General features: G+C 38.1%; 14 protein-coding genes. 5 read left to right on the forward strand and 9 right to left on the reverse strand.

Translation table 11 applies throughout. From position 1 onward, the window contains the following. Window positions 1–426: 426 nt before the first annotated feature. Window positions 427–1,938, reverse strand: a complete 1,512-nt coding sequence (locus tag ACNQGS_RS24265) for an MDR family MFS transporter (protein ID WP_491489571.1) — start codon at window positions 1,936–1,938, stop codon at window positions 427–429. A gap of 141 nt (window positions 1,939–2,079) precedes the next feature. Here ACNQGS_RS24265 and ACNQGS_RS24270 point away from each other — a divergent pair, with 141 nt between their 5' ends. After that, window positions 2,080–2,511, forward strand: a complete 432-nt coding sequence (locus ACNQGS_RS24270; protein ID WP_491489572.1) for a MarR family winged helix-turn-helix transcriptional regulator — start codon at window positions 2,080–2,082, stop codon at window positions 2,509–2,511. 62 nt (window positions 2,512–2,573) lie between these two features. Here ACNQGS_RS24270 and ACNQGS_RS24275 read toward each other — a convergent pair whose 3' ends face one another. From ACNQGS_RS24275 to ACNQGS_RS24290, 4 genes are all read right to left on the reverse strand, one after another. After that, window positions 2,574–2,756: a Fur-regulated basic protein FbpA gene (locus ACNQGS_RS24275; RefSeq protein WP_464493751.1), complete on the reverse strand. Its 183-nt coding sequence runs from the start codon at window positions 2,754–2,756 to the stop codon at window positions 2,574–2,576. A gap of 180 nt (window positions 2,757–2,936) precedes the next feature. After that, complete coding sequence (locus tag ACNQGS_RS24280; RefSeq protein ID WP_491489573.1) at window positions 2,937–4,073, reverse strand: GerMN domain-containing protein; 1,137 nt, start codon at window positions 4,071–4,073, stop codon at window positions 2,937–2,939. A gap of 161 nt (window positions 4,074–4,234) precedes the next feature. After that, window positions 4,235–5,266: an electron transfer flavoprotein subunit alpha/FixB family protein gene (locus ACNQGS_RS24285; RefSeq protein WP_378581258.1), complete on the reverse strand. Its 1,032-nt coding sequence runs from the start codon at window positions 5,264–5,266 to the stop codon at window positions 4,235–4,237. Continuing rightward, window positions 5,267–6,094, reverse strand: a complete 828-nt coding sequence (locus ACNQGS_RS24290; RefSeq protein ID WP_213140610.1) for an electron transfer flavoprotein subunit beta/FixA family protein — start codon at window positions 6,092–6,094, stop codon at window positions 5,267–5,269. An 857-nt stretch (window positions 6,095–6,951) separates the two neighbouring features. Between ACNQGS_RS24290 and ACNQGS_RS24295 the strand changes: the two genes are divergently transcribed. Next, window positions 6,952–7,851 (forward strand): TRAP transporter substrate-binding protein, encoded by a 900-nt coding sequence (locus ACNQGS_RS24295; RefSeq protein ID WP_491489574.1) that lies wholly within the window; start codon window positions 6,952–6,954, stop codon window positions 7,849–7,851. A gap of 137 nt (window positions 7,852–7,988) precedes the next feature. Here the strand turns inward: ACNQGS_RS24295 and ACNQGS_RS24300 are convergent, their stop codons facing one another. Further along, the gene (locus ACNQGS_RS24300) at window positions 7,989–8,660 is read right to left on the reverse strand and encodes a DNA-3-methyladenine glycosylase (RefSeq protein WP_491489575.1); all 672 of its coding nucleotides are present in this window, start codon (window positions 8,658–8,660) and stop codon (window positions 7,989–7,991) included. Between the two features lie 239 nt (window positions 8,661–8,899). Between ACNQGS_RS24300 and ACNQGS_RS24305 the strand changes: the two genes are divergently transcribed. From ACNQGS_RS24305 to katG, 3 genes are all read left to right on the forward strand, one after another. Further along, window positions 8,900–10,315 (forward strand): PQQ-dependent sugar dehydrogenase, encoded by a 1,416-nt coding sequence (locus ACNQGS_RS24305; protein WP_491489576.1) that lies wholly within the window; start codon window positions 8,900–8,902, stop codon window positions 10,313–10,315. A 182-nt stretch (window positions 10,316–10,497) separates the two neighbouring features. Further along, complete coding sequence (locus ACNQGS_RS24310) at window positions 10,498–11,166, forward strand: TerC family protein (RefSeq protein ID WP_491489577.1); 669 nt, start codon at window positions 10,498–10,500, stop codon at window positions 11,164–11,166. A gap of 574 nt (window positions 11,167–11,740) precedes the next feature. Then, window positions 11,741–13,957 (forward strand): catalase/peroxidase HPI, encoded by a 2,217-nt coding sequence (gene katG / locus ACNQGS_RS24315; RefSeq protein WP_491489578.1) that lies wholly within the window; start codon window positions 11,741–11,743, stop codon window positions 13,955–13,957. A gap of 151 nt (window positions 13,958–14,108) precedes the next feature. Here the strand turns inward: katG and ACNQGS_RS24320 are convergent, their stop codons facing one another. The 3 genes from ACNQGS_RS24320 to ACNQGS_RS24330 form a co-directional block, all read right to left on the reverse strand. Further along, window positions 14,109–16,391, reverse strand: a complete 2,283-nt coding sequence (locus ACNQGS_RS24320; RefSeq protein WP_491489579.1) for a glycoside hydrolase family 2 protein — start codon at window positions 16,389–16,391, stop codon at window positions 14,109–14,111. A gap of 296 nt (window positions 16,392–16,687) precedes the next feature. Further along, window positions 16,688–18,085: an MFS transporter gene (locus ACNQGS_RS24325; RefSeq protein ID WP_491489580.1), complete on the reverse strand. Its 1,398-nt coding sequence runs from the start codon at window positions 18,083–18,085 to the stop codon at window positions 16,688–16,690. Between the two features lie 15 nt (window positions 18,086–18,100). After that, window positions 18,101–19,165 (reverse strand): AraC family transcriptional regulator, encoded by a 1,065-nt coding sequence (locus ACNQGS_RS24330; RefSeq protein WP_491489581.1) that lies wholly within the window; start codon window positions 19,163–19,165, stop codon window positions 18,101–18,103. Window positions 19,166–19,316: the final 151 nt, after the last annotated feature.

Genomic DNA, 19,316 nt, shown 5'->3' on the forward strand with positions numbered 1-19,316 from the left:
CGATTAACTTTGCAACATACTCTTTATACTCTTGGGAATTATGTTTACTCATGTGAACACGTCCTTTTAAATGATGATTGTATTATAAACTAAATCTCATTTTTACGTGTCCACTTTTAAGACTAACCTCAGGTTCGGACACTTCCTCCTCTTTTTCAATCAGTTTTGTCCGAGGTTGCTCAGGTTCGGACACTTCCTCCTCTTTTTCAATCAGTTTTGTCCGAAGGTTGTTCTGGTTCGGACACTTCCTCCTCTTTTAACAGGACCTTCCCGATGAAAGTAAATACCCGGTGAGGAAATCTACAAGCAAATTAGCAGGGATAATCAATAATAAAAAGGTAATTTAGATTAGACAAAATAAATAATTGCCTAGAAAAAGACCCTTTCTCTACAATAAAAGCCGCCAAAAAATGGCGGCTTTTTCGTTTAGTGTTGAACCTGCTTTTGCTGCTCCATTACCTTCTTGTGTGAAGGAAGTAGGAAAGTAGCCAGTAAGTTTGCGATTGCGATAAAGAACACGAGAATAAACACAAGGTGCATACCATGAGCGAGAGCCTCTTGAATCAACTTCATGACATTTGCAGGAAGTTTATTGACAGCGTCTGAGCTTAAGAGATTGTTAATATTGCCGCCACCGCTCCATGCTCCGTTTGAATATTCTTTTCCAAACTGAATGAGTGAGTTGTTAAAAATAGTTCCAAACACAGCAATTCCCACCGTTTGTCCGATTGATCTGGTAAATGAGTTAGAAGCGGTTGCCGCCCCACGCATCTGCCAGCCTACTGCTGCTTGAACAAGTACAGTTGTCGGGGTTGTCGCGTAACCCATACCAAGACCGATCACAATCATAATTCCTACAAAATACCAATATGGGGAGTCAAGTTCCACTGCCAGTAACCATGTTCCGCCAAGGGCAATCAATACAGCACCAATGACGGCAGTTAACTTTGAACCGATTTTGTACATATAACGTCCGGCAAACGTGGCACCTAAAGGCCATGCAATCGACATTGGCATCAGCGTAAGCCCTGAGCTTGTCGCACTATGTCCAAGAATGGTTTGAATCCACATTGGCAAATAAACGTTCACTCCTATAAGTACAGCACTTGCCAGAAAACCGATAAAATTTGAAACAAGAATGACTGGAATCTTGAATAACGATGGCGGAAGCATCGGTTCCTTCACCTTGGTTTCAATATAGCCAAACAGCACAATAAAGATCACCGCAACAGCAAACAGCATATAAATTGTAGCCGAATTCCATGCATACTTTTGCCCTGGACCCGCATTTAGTAATGCATATAAAAGAGTCGAAATCCCGATGGTAAACGTAACCGCTCCAAGATAATCAACTTTACGTTCCTTTTTCAATTCAACTGTTTCGTGGAAGAAGAAGGTGATTAAGACGATGGACACTAACCCAACCGGTAAATTAATGTAGAAAATCCACCGCCAGCTGATTTGATCGACGAAGAAGCCTCCTACCAATGGACCGAGAAGTCCCGCAATTCCCCAAATTGAGCTAAACACTCCCTGCATTTTTGCACGCTGTTCACCGGGGTAAAGGTCACCGATAATCGTAAAGGTTAACGGCATGACCGCCCCTGCTCCAATTCCTTGAAAAGCACGGAACCAAATTAATTGATGCATCGTCTGAGCAGCGCCTGACAACATCGAGCCAGCTACAAACAAAATAACCCCTGTCATAAAAACTTTCTTTCGGCCGAATAAGTCAGCTAATTTTCCGTAAATCGGTGTTGTTACAGAAGTGGTGAGAGTATAGATGGCAAACACCCAGCTGATTAATTTTAAGCCGCTAAGGTCACTAACAATCCGCGGCATAGCGGTACTGACAACCGTGACATCAATGGCGACGAGTAAAATCGCAACCAACATCGCAACAGTAACCATTTTACGATTCGTAGTTGTTTTTGGCATGTTTCATATCTCCTTATAATTTGCATAAATCAAGAAAATTCCTTATTTGTCAAGTTGTTGACTAAAATAGTGTAAGTTATCATTGCATTTTAGTCAATAACTTGACTAAAATTATAAATAGTCAATATAACGGAGGTTTATATGGAGAATTTAAAAACAAACATTACTTTAGATTTTATTAGAATATCCAATCTTTTAAGCAGATATGGAGCAAAAATGGTCGCCGATGTTGGATTGACCAGTATCCAGCAATGGGTGATTCTGAGAACGATCATTCAAAAGGGAAGTATTTCCATCGGTGAACTAAAAGAAGAAATGCTTGTGACGAAACAAAATATGACAGGGATGATCAACCGCCTGCAGCAATCCAATTTGGTAACACTATATCAAGACCCAGAAGATAAAAGACGAACTCGAGTGAATATCACTGAGGAAGGACACCGAGTCTACGAGCAATTGAGTTCGTTACGAAATGATTTTAATGCCCAGACTTATCATATTTACAATGACCAAGAAATCGTGTTGTTAAGCGATTTGCTTGGCCGGCTCGTGGAGCATTTGAAAGAGGATTAATAGAACTTAATAAAAAAAGACCGCCGGTGCAGAAACACCGTACAGTCTTAGAAATTTAAAACCTATATTATTTGAATAGAGCCGAACTCACCGTGAGGATGGCTTACTAATTTATATCTTCTGTATTCAGATTCTAGCTTTCTTAGTGTCATTCCATAAAGGTTTTGATCTTCTTTATTATATACGTTAAGGAAAATTAGTTTATTAATAAGTTTTTGTCGCTTTTTTTCGTCGTTATTTCTCATTAGAAACACTCCTTTGATTTTACAAAAAGCTTACAATAGCCGTTGGTTGATAAATTCATTATAAACTGATAATTCCTATCTGTAAAGTATGAATTAAAATTTGTTTAAAAAAGGGCACCACCATTCTGTCGTTGCACCAAAAAAAAGACCGGTTCAGTACCGGTCTTTTTATAAAGTAGATTAGTGAGAATCCTTCATCTCAATGGTGTTTTGAGTTTGTACCATAAAGTACTCTCCTTTTTTCATGCTGATATGGCCTGATTCATAGGGCTTATTGTCAATGGTGAGGTATACTTTTGCCGTTTGATAATATTGACCTACTGTATTGACAACGCTTTGAAGAAGCATTTCTTCATATGCTGCTCCAGCAGACATTTCATCCCTAAAGGCCTGATTCAAATTGATATACACGATTCCATCTTGGTTTAAATATAAGCTGTTAATCTCTGTATTTTTTGAAAAAACAACGCCCAATTGATTGTTTATTGGCTCCTTGTAGGCTTGCGCCAAAACTTTCCTCGTAATGTCATTGGTATAAAACTTTATTTGCTTGCTTTTAATATAGAGCTTTCCGTCATCAATATTCGGGTAAAAAAAGTTGATGTTCTGAACCAATGGCACATTTTCCTCCATTTTAGTTAGTGTGGAGGATATTTCAGTACCGCCAGATACAAAAATAGATTTAACTAAACCAACGTTTTTAGAATAGTAATCAATGGTTTTATCTTTTGTATTTTTTGTGGTAACTTCGATTGCTTTATAGTTCCCTGTTGGCGTTGTAATATCTACTGCCGTATTCGTGATTGTTCTCACTCGTCCATCCTTTAATGTCCAAGTAGTCCCTTTTGTTAATGGGGTCATCAAAATGACTTCTTTTTCATCATTACTAGCTTTTAATAGATTTTCTCTGTAGTAGGTTTCTCCTCTTGAGAAGACTTTAGTAAGCTTGCCATCCTTAAGTTCCAATACATTGACCATAACAGTACCGCCATTATCGATTCTTTGTTGAACTTTTTCTTCAGAAATATAATCGTTGTAAACATCATAAGAGGCAAATTCGTTTCCTGTTCCTTCATATATATATCGAATATTTTTCTTCATTGGATAATAATCTTTAATGGTTTCTGAATTTGTCGTTGATTCTTTATTACCCTTATTATTGTCGGAAGTACCATTATTGTTCTTATCATTATGGTTTGCGGTGCTATTGTTCTTGCTGTTGTTATTTTCGGCGTTATTGTTTCCGATTTGTATACCGCAACCTGCAAGGTTTCCAAACAAAATGACGAAGGCAAAGAAGACAATCATCTTTTTCATATCAATATCCCCTTTTCTATTTCTAGAAGAGCCATATTACAAATAAATCCTCCTTTCTTTAAAGTATTCAATTTTGCTTTCAAATATAAGCCTATTGGAATAAAGCAAAGGGACGGTTCTCGTGCATCAAAAAAATGATGCATGAGAACCGTCCCCGTGTTTCATCCACTAGTGTTGGTTACCTTCTCTTTTGATAAAGCCTGTTTAAATTGTTCGATTAGGATTGGAACGATTTCAAAGGCGTCGCCGACAATTCCGTAATGACAGTTCTGGAAAATCGGGGCTTCTTTGTCCTTATTGATGGCAATGATTAACCCGGAATTTTTCATTCCGACGATATGTTGAATCGCACCGGAAATTCCAATCGCAAAATAAATCTTTGGCGTGACCGTCACACCGGTTTGCCCGACTTGATGGGCGTGGTCAATCCATCCCGCTTCTACTACATCGCGGCTGGCACCAACCGCGCCTCCTAGCGTTTCCGCCAATTGGTGGATTAACTGAAATCCTTCGTAACTACCTAACCCTTTTCCGCCCGCAACAATGATATCCGCTTCGTCGATTCTTACTTTCTTTACCGTTGCCTTAACAATCTCCAAGACTTTTGTCCGGATATCTTCTTCCTTTAAAGCTATGGTCTCTTCCACTATCTTACCTGTTCTCCCTGGCTGTGGAGGCAGCGCCTTCATGACTTTGGAGCGAACCGTCGCCATTTGCGGCCGGTATTTTTTACAAAGAATGGTTGCCATGATATTTCCGCCGAAAGCTGGCCTGCTCGCCAATAGCAACCCTGTTTCCTCTTCCACATCGAGTTCCGTCGTATCCGCCGTCAAACCTGTCGGCAGGTCGGTGGCTACCGCGCTTGCCAGATCTTTTCCGGTCGACGTGGCGCCAAACAGGATAATTTCTGGTTTATGTTTATCGCTGCATTCCAGCAGTGCCTTCATATAAGATTCTGTCCGGTAATGTTTAAAGATCGGTTGGTCATAGACATACACGGTATCTGCCCCGTATTCAAATACTGTGTTTGTTAAATGCTTAACATTTTCTCCAATTAAAATACCCGCTAATTCTACTCCCCGTTTGTCTGCCAGCTTTCTTCCGGCACCCAAAAGTTCAAGGGATACGGAGGCAACCGCTCCATCTTTTTGTTCTATGAATACCCAAACACCTTTGTAATCTTGGAAATCCAATTACAGCCCCTCCTTTGTTTCAAAGAGTTCTTTCTTTTCAAAAAGGACAGAGAGCAATTGCTCTACTTGTGCCGTTGGGTTACCTTCAAATAACGTTCCCCCAGATGGTTTTTGCGGCGCCCATACTTTGGAGACAATTGTTGGCGATCCCTTCAAACCAAGCTGCTTAATATCTACATCTTCCAAGTCATCAACCGACCAGATATGCGGCTTGTATCTAGCAGCCTTTAGCATGTTTGGAAGCGGAGAGTACGGCACTTCATTGATTGTTTTCTCAACAGAAAACAAGCACGGCAAGGTCGACTTCACGACTTCATAGCCATCCTCCAACTTGCGATGGACAATGGCATATCCTTCTTCTTGATTGATTTCCTCTACCTTGTTCACAGAAGTCAGCGGTGGAATATCAAGCCTTCTTGCTATTCCAGGTCCGACTTGCCCGGTATCTCCATCGATGGACATTTTTCCGCAAATAATCAGATCTACTGGCTTCGTTTTTGAAATTTTTTCAATCGCCTTTGTTACGGCATAACTCGTTGCCAACGTATCCGCACCAGCAAACCGGCGGTCCGTGATTAAATAACCTTCATCAGCGCCTATTTCAATGCACGTTTTAATCGCGTTAACCGCGGGAGGCGGCCCCATTGTCACAACGGAAACGTGTCCTCCATACCTATTCTTTATACGAACCGCCTCTTCAACCGCATGGGCATCATACGGATTCAAGATTGCAGGCGCCGTCCTCCGGTCCATCGTGTTTGTTTTTGGATTCATCTTGATAATTTTGGTGTCAGGTACTTGTTTAATACAGGCTACAATGTGCAGCATTTAATCCCTCCTTTTATTGTAAAAGCAAATGGCGGTGCCATTACTTAACCTTCTATATGAAACTCTCGGTTCTAAAAAGCTTTTCGCCCGTTACCATTACTTTATTAACAGAGATGTCCTAACATTCGAATTTTCGGATAAATATCTTAATATTCCTCGCTGATTTTTAAATGCTGGGATATCTTGCAAATTTCAAGACTCTTAATATTCTTAAATCAAAAAAACGGCAGGAGAAATCCATCTCCTGCCAAGCTATCATTCTAAATATTTATTTGTTGTTTTCGTAAATATTGTAGAAAAGAGCCCATTAAACAAGCACCCTCTTCTATTCTTTTTAAAATAAAAGCATTTATCATTCATTTATTCTTATTCTTTTGGTTTGATTTTTTGGAATTATTATTTTTGTTATTGTTATTTTTAGATGTTGCATTGTTCTGCTTTTTGTTGTTGTTTGATTTTTTTGCCAACAATATCACCCTTTCGAAAGATTTGACTGGAGCGTAATATAGAATATTCATGTCCAGAAAAAAATCTCAACAGAGGTCAAAAAAAGGCGGTCAGCAAGCCTTTTTTGGTCAGCCCTAATTTGGTACTAATAGACCGGTTCTGGGGCTTGCCTTACTAATTTAAATTAATATTCCCTCGATTATCAACCGAACCCTTGTCCCCCTTCATGAATATCTTGTAATGAAGGAGATGAAGGAATTATGTCAAAGAAGAAAAAAAGAACTGTTGTTCCAATCAAGGTTGCAATCCAATTCAACCTCGTTCATTCTCTAAGATAAAAATAATACCTGTAAGAGAAATCCCAGACAACTGCCAATTAGAAATCTATTAATTTTAAGGAGAGTGACTCTATGCAAATCACCATCGGCCATTTGAACCCTCCTGGTTCAGCTTACGATCAGGGGGCCAAGGTGTTCAAACAAACCTTAGATAGAATGACAAATGGACAAATAAAAGTAAGAATAATTTCTGGCCTTAACCTAAGTGGCATTGAATTAATTCGTGCGGTGCAGACAGGAGAATACGATATCGGCATTACGTCTTCGAGCAGTTTAGGAAATCTTGTACCTATAGTGAATGCGTTCGATTTTCCTTATTTATTTCGAAGCCATGAACATGCCTACCGGGTACTGGATGGTGAAATTGGTGATTTTGTAAATGAAGAAATTGACCTCGTTGGGTTAAAAAATTTGGCCTGGTGGGAAAACGGATATCTCCATATTACGACGGCTAAGACACCCATTATTGAACCGGAGAATCTACGTGGGCTGAAAATCAGGACCATGGACAATCAAATTCACCGCACACTATTTCGCGATTGGGGTGCGATCCCTGTTTCTGTCCCTTATCCTCAGCTTTATGATGCTTTAAAGAATGGAACCGTGGATGGCCAGGAAAATTCTTTAGGAAACATTGTTCCCAATAGGTTCTACGAGGTTCAGCGTGAATTAACGTTGACTGGACACATTTACAATCCTGCTTTATTTGTAATGAACAAAGGAAAATATGACCACTTTTCTTTCGATTTAAAGATAAAAATCTTCGATGCCGCAAGAATTGCTCGTGACTTTGAAAGGAACTTTTTAAGAAGAAATAATCCGATTTATTTGCAAATAGCCCATCAAAATGGAATGCATATCCTCACGGAGACAGATATTGATTACCCTGCTTTTGTGCGTACTTCAAGAAAAGTTTATACTCAGCTGGGCGAACCATACAAATCAATTCTCAGAAAAATTCGGGCCTTGTAGGATTCTTGCAAGCCCTTTTTTAGTTTTGTGTAACGCAGATCTATGGATATGCGCTTGGGATTCTCACTCGATTTTAATCAAGTTGGGCGGGACCGTTTGAAATGTAGCGAACCGACCAGATCTGGCATCCCGAGTTCTCATACGTTTATAGAGTTACAGAATACATGCATAGCCGATTGATGCCTTGAAACATACTTATTTTTAGTAACCCAGAAGCGCCAAGGATAGTCCTTAGCATCGCCAGAATTTTCTATGCCAATCCTCTTTCCAGCTGATATACTTTCCGGGCAGAACCCTTGAGCCACATATAAAGGGGGAATCGTTAGCGGACGGCCATAGTCCTCCATTGAAATTCCTAATGATTTTGTAAGTTTTCCGGGTCCGTTTGTCAGTTTGGACTGATCTTCAATGCCTCGCCTCTTTATCATAAGCCCGATGCCATAAATAGGTTCCAATGCACGAATCAAAACTGCTTCAGGTTTTTCTTCACCTCCGCTGACTATATTGAAAAGGCAGTGTGTATGCATTAGATACGTATAGGCAAGGCCGGAGCGTTGGAACATCACCTCTGTTCTCGGAGTGCGTCTGTTGTTATAGCTATGCGCAGCCCTATCACCAGGACCCATGTAAGCTTCAGTTTCTACAATATATCCGGCCGCAATACCTTCATTCGTTTCTTTTACTAGAAGGCATCCGAGCAAAGCCTTTGCCAGTTCAAGAGTAGGCTGTTCATAAAATGACTCGGGTAATGGGACGATCCCTTTATCAAATTCCTCCAATTTGTATGCCTCCTTAAAAGTTCCTTTCATTACTTAAAATTATAGACTTAAAATGCATTTCTTATTTAAGAAATAATATGATTCAGTTTCAGGAAACCTTTTACTCACTTATGATTTTTTAGCATTTCAAAAATTTTGGCACCAGAAGCAGGCTCTTACGAGGTAAATGGAACTATCCTTATCTGATTCCCGAGCCTTAATTGGTACTATCAGAAACACTCTAATCATATTTTTATAAAAGGAACAATCAGAAAGGAGTGTATATTTGGGTGAAAAAAGTTAAGATTCGTTTACAGCCGATTGTAAGTAAAATCAATTTACCCACTGTTTTGAAAACAGCTATGCTCCCGGGTGACTCAATGGAAAGCTTATTTATTGCAACCCAAGTAGGAGAAATCTTTTACATAGGAAACGGTGCTATAAGGACTTTTTTAGATATTCGCTCAAGAATTATAAAACTAGGTGCTTCTAGAGGCGGCTATGATGAACGGGGTTTGCTGGGGCTTGCTTTTCATCCGCAATTTTTTTATAACGGTCTGTTTTATCTACACTATTCAGTTGCTGAAACACAAGGTCCAGGGGCTCTTTCTAAACATTTTAGTCCTAACCCATGTGATCCCGCAACCTTAAACCTCAAGTGGATCAATAGAGAAACTCAATATGATCATATTGATACAGTCGAAGAATGGATTGTACAATCAAATAGGCAGCCTCAAAAACGACGGACATTACTTAACGTAAGAAGACCATTTTTCAATCATAATGGCGTCAATAGCTTAAACTTTTCACCTGAAACAGGAAAACTAGTTTTAACAACCGGAGATGGCGGAGCGGGCTATGACCCATTTAATTTAAGCCAGAATAATATGGAAATAGCCGGAAAAATCATGGAAATTGACGTAGTTAAGAATACATTTATCGATAATCCACCTGTAGTCACACGTTTTGATGAACTTCCCGCATCTATTCAGGAAACACTTACTGTTATTGCCAAAGGGGTTCGCAATATACCAGGCATTCAATTTCAAAGGTTTTATAATCAATATATCAAATATGTAGGAAATGTCGGGCAGGACCTGGCAGAGTCGATTTTTACATTCGTTTATTATAAACCAATACCGGTTACTCAACTTGTTCAAACTGCTTTAAGAAACACCGAACCAGACCAAGACGGATTTATTAACTTTGGCTGGCGAGGCTGGGAAGGTGCTTTTCCTACTTCTATTATAACGGGCTGCTCTGGAAATCCGGACCTGGACGAGAAAACAATTGCTTATTACGATGAAGCAGTTAAAACCTCAGTAAGACGTCTCCCACCTTTAACTAGTTATTATCATAAAGATCCCCGCCCTGATAAGTTTGGAGGGACTTCTTTGACGGGAGTCCAGCCCTATATGGGAAATGCCATCCCCAATTTAACGGGAAGCGTCGTGTTTACCGACCTTGCCCGAGGGCCAGAATCTCAACCTCCGGTTAGAGGAGTTTTAGCATATACCAGGGTAAGAACAGATGGTAAACTAAATGATTTTAGCGTTATTGAAACCGATTATAATTTTGGTCCTCAATCTGCCTACTATGTTAGTTTGGGAACGAATCTGGACCAAACCAGACTATATTTAGGGGTTAATGGCTCTATGAAAGTCACTGATTTTAACCAAGGTAGTGTTTTTGAAATCGTTACATGAAACAAAGAATAACCCAGCTGCTGCAGGGTTATTTTTTTGTTTAATCGTTGTTTATAAAATAAAATTGGAAAAACACTTCCATATTTAGTTCATAATGTTTTCTACCTAAATCCAAAAAGATATGATATACCAATATCATAGAAGTTCAAAAAATATACATAAACACGGGGGAATCAAAAGACATGACAGTTCTACAAATTTTAAGTTTAATAGGAATCGATATTTTGTTATCAGGTGATAATGCAGTAGTTATCGCATTAGCTGCCAGCAAAGTGCCATCTCATTTGAGAAATCGAGCCATTTTCGGCGGGACATTAATGGCTATTGTGTTAAGGATTGTTGCAGCAACAGTGTTAATTCAGTTTTTAGATTTACCGTTTGTTCAATTAGTGGGCGGTTTAATCCTGTTACGGATCAGCTACAATTTAATCGCACAAAAAGAAGAAGATGACCCGAATATAAAACCATCAGATAAAGTTTGGGGTGCAATCAAAACGATTGCAATTGCCGATTTCGCCATGTCTATAGATAATGTGATCGCGTTATCAAGCGTTGCGGAAGGAATTCTGCCGATTGCTGTTGGTATTGCCATCTCAATCCCAATCATTATTTTTGGCAGCAAATTATTAACGAGCTTAATGGAGAGATATCCAATCATCGTTTATGCAGGTGCAGGATTATTAACCTATGCTGCCGGTAAAATGATGGTTGAAGATAAAGGATTAGAAAAGTTCCACATCTTAATTCCAGATTCACTTCATTTAGTTGTTCCAATTGCGATGGCGATCATTTTGGTGGTAGCAGTGTTTGTAAAGAACAACATGGCAAAAGAAGCAAAAGCCACAGTATAATAATGAAAAAGCACCGTTCAATTTCGTTCGGTGCTTTTTCAATGCTTTGACTTGCCTAATATCATTCTATTTCATTATAATGGTAATATAGGAAAATATATAATTTCATATATTCAATGCAATTATCACTGCAATAATTCTTCTAAGAGCTCTTTTACATTCTCATTTACAATTATGATTTTCATTCTCCTCTACTTTTTTTTGAACAGCTTAATATAATAATCCGGGTGCCCTGGATCATGATTTAGTATTTCTCAAACATTTAATTTTTCCTCTTTGTCATGAATTTCACAAATCAAATTAGATTTACTTAAATTACCTTTGAAATTTCAGTATTTAGTACTCCTTTTCAAAATTATGATAGGTTTCTTGTTACTAAAATATATTTTTCCTCTTTACTAGACTTATATCTTCAAATTATTTCAAAATTTTCTTTCAATTTTATTTATTATTTGCTTTCAATTTCATTCATAATTTATTATAATGATTACATAATAATTATTATAATTCTAGTTTAATACTAGATATATAATTATAATACCTTTATTTTATTACAGAAGGAGAGATTAATAACATGGATGCTAATAACAAAGGATCTATCCAGGGATGCCCGTTTCACGGTGGTGCTACAAGTGTCAAATCAAGTGGTACGTCAACTCGAGACTGGTGGCCAAACGCGTTAAACTTGAATATTCTCCATCAGCATGACAGAAAATCTAACCCTATGGGTGAAAACTTCGATTATGTAGAAGAATTTAATAAATTAGACTACGCTGCTCTTAAGCAGGATCTTCAGACTCTAATGACAGACAGTCAAGATTGGTGGCCTGCTGACTATGGACATTATGGTCCATTCTTTATCCGTATGGCTTGGCACTCTGCAGGTTCTTATCGTACTGGTGACGGCCGTGGCGGCGGCGGCACTGGCAACCAGCGTTTCGCTCCACTTAACAGCTGGCCTGACAACGGTAACCTTGATAAAGCACGTCGCCTCCTATGGCCTATTAAGCAGAAGTATGGGAACAAGATCTCTTGGGGCGACTTGATGATTCTGGCAGGTAATGTCGCGATTGAATCAATGGGCGGCAAGACATTCGGTTTTGGAGGCGGCCGCGCAGACATTTGGCATCCAGAAGAAGACATCTATTGGGGTAATGAAAAGGAATGGCTAGGTGATAATCGTTACACAGGCGAACGTGAGCTTGAGAATCCTCTTGCTGCCGTTCAGATGGGTCTAATCTATGTTAACCCAGAAGGTCCAAACGGCAAACCAGATCCGCTTGCAAGTGCCAAGGACATTCGTGAAACCTTTGCCCGTATGGGAATGAACGACGAAGAAACAGTAGCACTAATTGCTGGCGGTCATACTTTTGGTAAGGCACATGGTGCAGGCGATGCTTCACATGTTGGTCCAGAACCAGAAGCTGCTCCTATTGAAGCACAAGGCTTAGGCTGGTTAAGTACATACGGCAGCGGTAAAGGCCGTGACACCATCACAAGCGGTCTTGAAGGTTCATGGACTGCTACCCCAACCCAGTGGGATAATGGTTACTTTGATCTATTGTTTGGATATACATGGTGGCTTACAAAGAGTCCTGCCGGTGCCTATCAGTGGCTTGCTGTAGATCCTGCCGAGGAACACCTTGCTCCAGATGCAGAGGATTCATCAAAGCGTGTACCGACAGTAATGTTCACTTCAGATATGGCATTGCGTTATGATCCAATCTATGAAAAAATTTCTCGTCGTTTCCATGAGAATCCAGCAGAGTTTGCAGATGCATTTGCCCGTGCATGGTTCAAACTAACACACCGTGACATGGGTCCTGCTTCAAGATATCTAGGCCCGGAAGTTCCAGAAGAAGAACTTATCTGGCAAGATCCTGTACCTGCTGGCAATTATGATTTAACAGATGCTGATGTAGCTGAGATTAAAGCAAAAATTTTAGACTCAGGACTTACAATCAGCAAGCTAGTAACAACTGCTTGGGCTTCTGCTAGTACTTACCGTGGCTCAGATCATCGCGGCGGTGCTAATGGTGCACGTATACGTCTTGCTCCACAGAAGGATTGGGAAGTGAATCAGCCGGAACAACTTGCACAAGTGCTGCAAGTACTTGAAGGCATTCAAAAGGAGTTAGATAAGCCAGTCAGCTTGGCCGATTTGATTGTATTAGGCGGTAGTGCTGCAATCGAAAAGGCTGCACAAGATGCAGGCTTTGATGTAACGGTTCCATTTGCTCCTGGACGCGGCGATGCAACACAAGAGCAAACTGACGTAGAAAGCTTTGGAGTCCTAGAGCCTATCTCTGATGGTTTCCGCAACTATCAGAAGGGACATTTCACTGTAAGTCCAGAAGAGCTACTAGTAGACAAGGCACAACTACTAAACCTTACTGCACCAGAAATGACTGTTCTTATCGGCGGTTTGCGCGTTCTGGGCACAAACTACGGCGGTACACAGCACGGTGTATTCACTGATCGTGTAGGCCAACTCACGAATGACTTCTTTGTTAACTTGCTTGATATGGGAGTGCAGTGGAAGCCTGTAGGAGCCAACGTCTATGAAGGACGTGATCGCCAAACAGGTGAAGTAGTTCGTACTGCTACTAGAGTGGACCTAGTGTTTGGATCAAACTCCGTTCTACGTGCTATCGCTGAAGTTTATGCTCAAGATGATAACAAGGAAAAGTTTGTGAATGACTTTATCTCTGCTTGGGTTAAAGTAATGAATGCAGACCGCTACGATCTTAAGTCGGCAGAGCTTAAGAAAGGTCAATTAGCAGCGAAGTAAGTGTAAAAAAGTAACCGCCGTCGAACCGACGGCGGTTATTTTTTGTAGAAGGAACACAACAAATTAATTATTACGTTTATTATTTTATCTATAAAATTATCTACAAGGAGAAGACGTCAGGGAATGACGTCTTCAAATTAATATTGGATAGTTATTCTATAACCTTCCAATTGGTAACAGTATCTGTTACTTTAGTTCCATCTGCTTTTTTAGCTGATGTAATCACTTCATTATCATTTTCTTTTAGTTCTACATTATCCCACACAAATACACCTGGCTGTTGCAATCTTCCTTTACCGTAATCCTTTCCATTCACCGTTAAAGTAACTTCATTTAGGTTTGAATAAACCTTTACCGGGGTAATGCTTTCTTTTCTATCGGCATATCTTCTACTTGTGATATATACAAATTTGTCTTCTTTATTCCATTGTGCTTTATAGAAATAGAATGCATCCTTTTTAACTTTTCGGTCATAAGAAACGAGACCCTTGGTGTTAATACCTGGAGTTGAGGCCTCATTTTTACCGGCAACGCCAAAATCAAACATATTCCAGACATGAGTTGCCCATAAATAAGGGCGCTGACTAATGATGTTCCATGCATTTTCATGTAGATAATTTTGAAATTCCTCTGGCTGCCATGGTCCACGGGAAGCTGCTCGATCCCATTTGTTGATAAAAGCTTCATCTATCAATTGATGCTGATAAGGGTTTGCGCCCCCACCATACTCGGATATACCTAGTGGTATATTTGGATACTTCTCATGTAGATTGTCAAGATATTGGGCTAAATCACCTGCTTTATTATAGTACCAGCCAAAATAGGTGTTAAAGGAGGCTATATCCACACCTGCACTTTCATTCCATGCCAAAGATTTTTGTAAAATTTTTGAGTAAGCTTCAGTACCCAAAAATGATGAATTTCCCTGAATAGCTTGAGTAGTCGGTCTGTTTGGATCTAGTTCTTCCGCCTTTGTTGCCAAACGGTTAATCAATTCAGTTGCCTTAGCATATTGCTCATCTGGAGTTAGACTAGAGTTATTTATATAAGAACCGCTTCCTCCAAATTCGTTTTCGAGACCCCATGTTACTATTGAAGGATGGTTATAGTTCTGCTTAATCAGCTCAGTCAATTGCTTTTCTGCGTTGTCTGAAAATTCTTTTGTTGGAGTCATTGAGTTTACTAATGGAATTTCAGCCCAAACTACCAGCCCCATCTCATCGGCTTTATTGTAATCATACTGTGAATGTTGATAGTGAGCCAATCGTAATGTATTTGCTCCAATTTCCTTAATAAATTGAAAATCCTCTGCTCTGACTTCATATGGTACTGCATTACCATAACCCTCTCTATCCTGGTGGAGGTCAACGCCATGGAGAGGATAACTTTTACCATTAAGGAAAAATCCTTTATCAGGATCCACGGAGAAATACCGGAACCCTACTTTTTCTTTTACCTGGTCAATTACATCGCCTTTTCTTGTAACCTTAACTTCAACAGTATATTGGTAAGGATCTTTAGTTCCATTCCAAAGATGTGGGTTATTTACAATCATTTTACCAGTGTAATTAGCAATGTCTCCTGACACATCTGCAGATTTTAACTTTTTCCCATCAACCTTCAATTCTGTTATTGCTTTGACTTTGCCCTCTGCATCTTTTATTTCAGCTCTTACTTCTATAGAGTTAGATATACTTGCAGCATCATCACTGTTTACAAAAACTGGTACTGAAAGTGTTACTTCAGCGTTTTTCTCGATTGATTTATCATTTGGAATGGTAACATATACACCGCTTGAACCATCATCTTCTACATCAATATGGGTTTTATCCGTAACTAAAAGATTTACACTTCTGTAAATACCACCCCAAAAAGTGAAGTCCCCTGCTAATGGGGCCGCATCTTTTACTTCATTGTTTACTCTTACAGCGACTATATTTTCTTGTCCAAAGTTTACATAGTCCGTAATATCAACTGTAAAAGCTGCATAGCCGCCTATATTGGTATATACAGACTTACCATTAACAAATACTTCTGCCTCTTTGTTTGCAGCTTCAAATTGTAAGAATACTTTTTTGCCTTTATAAGTATTAGGAATATTCAAATCCTTTCTGTACCATCCATCACCTTTGTAATTTTCATTAATTCCACTACCATCCTCTACGTTCCAGGTATGAGGAAGGCTTATCTTTTGCCTACTACTATCATTAAAATTAATTGCACTAAAATTTTCCTCAGCACCTTGAGCACCTTTATGGAATGTCCAATCTTTATCAATATTTTCAACGATTCTACCTGTATTGACTACTGTGTCTTTTAAAACCCTTTTTTCTCCTTGCTCAGCGCTAACACTTGGTAAAACGAGCGTAAATACTAATAAGACAATTAGCATAAATAACGCCGATTTTTTAAAATTATTCGCAATTAAAGACATTTCTCTCTCCCTTTCTATTTTTCTCTCTGTTAAATCACTTTCAGTATGTTATACAATTTGATAATAAAAACACCTCCTTATCTTCGTAAAACGCTTACTTCTCCTAATTTTACAAATTGAATAAAAATTAAGTAATGTTGATTTTTTATGGGATTATATGTTTTTTTAAGGTGTAGATTTTTTCCATTAACATTTTTGTATAAGGAACTAAAAAACTCCCACCACACCAGCGGGAGTTCTTTTCTATGAAAGTTCTTTTTTCACATACCATTTTTTGAGTTTCATTTAGCTCTCTGTTACTTTGTTTCTAGTTTAAGCGCAGTAGCAATATTGTCACATGAATCTACATATATTTGTTCATAGACAGCCTTATCAATATAATAGAATTTCATAGCAATAATACTGATAATATCCCCTAATATCGGAAATCCAAAATAAATTAATAAGGAGGTCCAAAAAAGCTCAGTGGTTGGCTGTACATTTGCGTGGTAGCCCGCAAGCCCCATTAGCAGTCCTACAATAGAACCTGCAAAGGAACTGATGACTTTATCGATAAAGGAGAATGAAGAAGCAATCATTCCAGGCATAAATCTTCCGGTTTTAAAAGTATGGTAGTCAACAATATCTGCTATCATTGGATCAACATTTTGTGCAGTCATTCGTCTAAAAAGCGTGTTAAAAGACATTAGAAGAATAAAGACTGGAACTACATCGAAAGGGCGGAAAAGCAGTAATGAGACCGAAAAAATTAAATTAATCCAAGCACCTAAGACAAAAGCCTTTCTTAACCCAAAATTGATGGCAATTCCTCCAGCGAAAAAGGCACCAACCAATGTAACTAACGTAGAATAGCCACTAACCATTGGCTGCAAGCTAACATTTTGAACTGCATACATATAGAAATAAATCAATGCTGCACTATCAACAGTATCGGCTAACTTGTTTGAGGACGCAGAAATCATTAGCATTTGTAGAGGTCTGTTATTTTTTACAATTTCCAAGTAATCTTTCAACTTGAACTTTTCTTTTCTGTGATCTCCTAATCTAAAAAAATCAGGTTTATCCTTTGCAGATATTGCCAATAATGCTAAACCAAGTAATATTAGATTTAAAATTACGGCAAATGTAGAAACCCACTTCCAGCCTAACTCGGCTCCAAAACCACCATACATATTAATCACTGGAACTATACTTACTAATAATGCAGTATTTAATAATGTGCTATATACTCCTCCAGCAATACCGGAAACAGGTCTCTGTTTAGGATTCCTAGTTATGACCGCAAGTACAGATTTATTAACGGTTGACATCATAGAATAACCTATATCCCAAATAGCATAAAAAAAGATAATCCAAAAAATTTGAAAGTTATCTGGAATGATAAAAGACACTTGGAATAACATGATTAAACTAATATTCATGATAATTGATCCACTAAATAAAACCGGTCTAAACTTTCCGAATTTTGTTTCAGTCTTGTCAATGAATGTTCCCACAATTGGATCCATAAACGCATTAAAAAGTCTAGATAGTGTTAAAATTATCCCTGTTATTACTGGATTCATTTTTAAGGCTTCAGTAGCGAATACCATAAAGAATGACATAAACAGAAAAAAGTGCACATTAGACGACGCTGACCCTAGTGGCGTCATAATAACATGCCATAATTTATCACCTGAATTTTTTATAGTCATAGATAACTCCCATTTTTAACTCTGATTTCCATCTTGACCTTTACTTTTTAAGTTTGTTTTGTATTGATTCGGAGTCATACCGTATGTTTTCTTAAAAACTTTATAAAAGTAACTATAGTTTGTATATCCTACTTCAAATACAATATTTTCAATTGTCATATCTGTATTTTTAAGTAAATTACTTGCTTCTGACATTCGAACATCCGTAAGTATATCCTTTAAATTTTTACCAAATTCTTTTTTAACAAGACTACTCAGATAACTTGGATGGAAATGAAAATGATCGGCCATTTCTTTAAGATTTGTATTTTTATATTTATTTCTAATGTAACTTAAAATTTTTTCCTTTATCTTAAGTTGTTCATCCTTTATATGTTCTCCAATACTATAAGTTATTTCTCTAGATAGTTCTGTAAAAAGAATTAGGAGATAACCGTTAATAGCGGCAGAAGATTTAATTTCAGTTGAATAATATTCTAGGAGAAGATTCTCTAATATTAATTTAATGAAAGAATCTTCTTTTACATGGTGAATTAAGTAATTTTGTGCCTTACTCTTGGAGTAAAGACTATTAATTATAAAGTTAGAAATATAGTTGTCATCGCACAATAAATGCATAAAAATTCCATCGAAAAATTCCGGTATCAAGATAATATTCACAACCACGTCAGAATCACTTAAAGGTAATGAACTATGTACGACATTTTTATCTAAAATACATAAATCCCCTTTATTCATAACGATCTGTCTTCCGTTTATTTTTTGAATAAAACTTCCTTCTAAAACATATACAATTTCAATATATTCATGTTTGTGTTTTAAAATAGGTATGTATTTCGTTTTTCTCCTTATTGCAAACTTATTGGTTTTTACCTCATTATTAGGATGAGATGTTATGGTTCCTTCCTCGTCTTGGTCCATAATAATTTTCACGTTGTTATCGCCTAACTTAACTTCATGCGAGAAAGGTTGTTGTATAGGGTTTTTCAGAACCTTATGTGGATTCTGCATTAAATATTCTTCTATGTCAGTTCTTTTATTTATTATCTCCAGCAAATTCTTATAACCTTTGAGTCTCATTGAAAACTCTCCAATCTCTGAGATTCTATTAAAGCGCTAACATATTAATTTTTTTATTTATTTTACCATGTGTATAATAAACTAAATAGTCATAAAATTATTACTATTTTTTTAAAATGTTTCCTTAAACCCCTTTTTGAATAAAAAATAT

The organism is Neobacillus sp. PVCKKU3 (assembly GCF_058323225.1).

What these genes read in the sequence shown, in the direction of transcription:
- ACNQGS_RS24280 (WP_491489573.1), bottom strand. Translation starts at nt 4,073, where the DNA reads ATGAAAAAGATGATTGTCTTCTTTGCCTTCGTCATTTTGTTTGGAAAC.
- ACNQGS_RS24310 (WP_491489577.1), top strand. Translation starts at nt 10,498, where the DNA reads ATGACAGTTCTACAAATTTTAAGTTTAATAGGAATCGATATTTTGTTA.
- ACNQGS_RS24325 (WP_491489580.1), bottom strand. Translation starts at nt 18,085, where the DNA reads ATGACTATAAAAAATTCAGGTGATAAATTATGGCATGTTATTATGACG.
- ACNQGS_RS24330 (WP_491489581.1), bottom strand. Translation starts at nt 19,165, where the DNA reads ATGAGACTCAAAGGTTATAAGAATTTGCTGGAGATAATAAATAAAAGA.
- ACNQGS_RS24295 (WP_491489574.1), top strand. Translation starts at nt 6,952, where the DNA reads ATGCAAATCACCATCGGCCATTTGAACCCTCCTGGTTCAGCTTACGAT.
- ACNQGS_RS24270 (WP_491489572.1), top strand. Translation starts at nt 2,080, where the DNA reads ATGGAGAATTTAAAAACAAACATTACTTTAGATTTTATTAGAATATCC.
- katG (WP_491489578.1), top strand. Translation starts at nt 11,741, where the DNA reads ATGGATGCTAATAACAAAGGATCTATCCAGGGATGCCCGTTTCACGGT.
- ACNQGS_RS24265 (WP_491489571.1), bottom strand. Translation starts at nt 1,938, where the DNA reads ATGCCAAAAACAACTACGAATCGTAAAATGGTTACTGTTGCGATGTTG.
- ACNQGS_RS24290 (WP_213140610.1), bottom strand. Translation starts at nt 6,094, where the DNA reads ATGCTGCACATTGTAGCCTGTATTAAACAAGTACCTGACACCAAAATT.
- ACNQGS_RS24320 (WP_491489579.1), bottom strand. Translation starts at nt 16,391, where the DNA reads ATGTCTTTAATTGCGAATAATTTTAAAAAATCGGCGTTATTTATGCTA.
- ACNQGS_RS24300 (WP_491489575.1), bottom strand. Translation starts at nt 8,660, where the DNA reads ATGAAAGGAACTTTTAAGGAGGCATACAAATTGGAGGAATTTGATAAA.
- ACNQGS_RS24275 (WP_464493751.1), bottom strand. Translation starts at nt 2,756, where the DNA reads ATGAGAAATAACGACGAAAAAAAGCGACAAAAACTTATTAATAAACTA.